Genomic DNA, 1,280 nt, shown 5'->3' on the forward strand with positions numbered 1-1,280 from the left:
AGAAACAAGAACGCCGATTTGATGGATGATGTTCGTGCGAGCAAACACATCTACAAACCGGCGTTCTTGTGCACGATATTAATACGTTTCTGCCCTTTTGGGAGGGCTTTTCTGTGGTCGCCATCAGGCCTGATGGCGATGACCTGCTGATCGACCTCATCCCTCAGCTCGGTAGATTCCCAACCTGCAGCGGCTGCGATCAACCCAGCACCACCATCCACGAATACTGCCAGCGTTCAATCCGTGACCTGCCCATTCTTGGCCGGGCAGTGCGCTTGAGTGTAGAGCTGCGACGAGTTGGGTGCAGCCTATGTGGTAAGCGAATGGAGTCAGTCAGTTGGCTTGATCGCTATTCGCGGATGACCAAGCGCCTGGCCGAAGCCGTGATCCAGGCTTGCCAACGGCTGCCCACCCTGCATGTCGCCGAGTTGTTTGGTTTGCACTGGGACAGCGTGCGTTTGCTGGAGCGACGGGCTCTACAAGCCGCTTTAGAAAAGCTACCGAAGGCCCAGCCCAGACGCTTGGTGATGGACGAATTCGCTCTGTTCAAAGGGCATCGCTACGCCAGCGTGGTGTTGGATGCCGATACCCGCCGGGTACTGTGGATTGGTGAAGGCCGCAGCCGAGCCGCTGTCAGATCGTTTTTTGAAGAGCTGGGGCCGCAGGGCTGTGCGCGCATTGAAGCAGTGGCAATGGACATGAACACTGCATTCGACCTGGAGGTGCGCCAGCACTGCTGTCGGGCAAGAGTGGTCTATGACTTGTTTCACGTGATCGCCAAATATGGGCGAGAGGTGATCGACCGGGTGCGGGTCGATGAGGCTAACCGTCTGCGCCATGACAAGCCAGCTCGCAAGGTGATCAAGCAGGCACGGTGGTTACTGCTGCGCAACCCAGAGAACCTCAAGCGCGAAGATCAACAGGTGCATCTGCAGGATCTGCTGGCGGCTAACCAATCGCTGATGACGGTTTATCTAATGAAGGCAGAGCTCAAAGCGCTGTGGTCACCCACCACCGCCTGGGGCTGGCGATCAGCCTGGAAGCAATGGTTACGACTGGCTGATGAAAGCGCGATACCCGCTCTGAAGCAGTTTGCCAAACGCCTGAAAAGCTACTGGCGTGGCATCCTGAGCAGGGTGCGCTGGCCCATGCACACGGGCCAGTTGGAGGGCATCAACAACCGGATCAAAGTCATCAAACGGATGGCGTACGGCTACCGGGACAGCGAATTCTTCTTCATGAAGATCAAGAATGACTTTCCCGGCAATCCGTGAAGAACC

The 1,280-nt window shown here is 56.9% G+C and carries 1 protein-coding gene; it reads left to right on the plus strand.

The features are described from left to right. The first annotated feature begins 68 nt into the window (after positions 1-68). Positions 69-1,274 carry an ISL3 family transposase gene (locus P4L78_RS22745; protein ID WP_248807448.1) on the plus strand — a complete coding sequence of 402 codons (1,206 nt, stop codon included), beginning with the start codon at positions 69-71 and terminating at the stop codon, positions 1,272-1,274. Positions 1,275-1,280: the final 6 nt, after the last annotated feature.

This window comes from Silvimonas sp. (genome assembly GCF_031291215.1).
GTDB classification, from domain to species: Bacteria; Pseudomonadota; Gammaproteobacteria; order Burkholderiales; family Chitinibacteraceae; genus Silvimonas; species Silvimonas soli.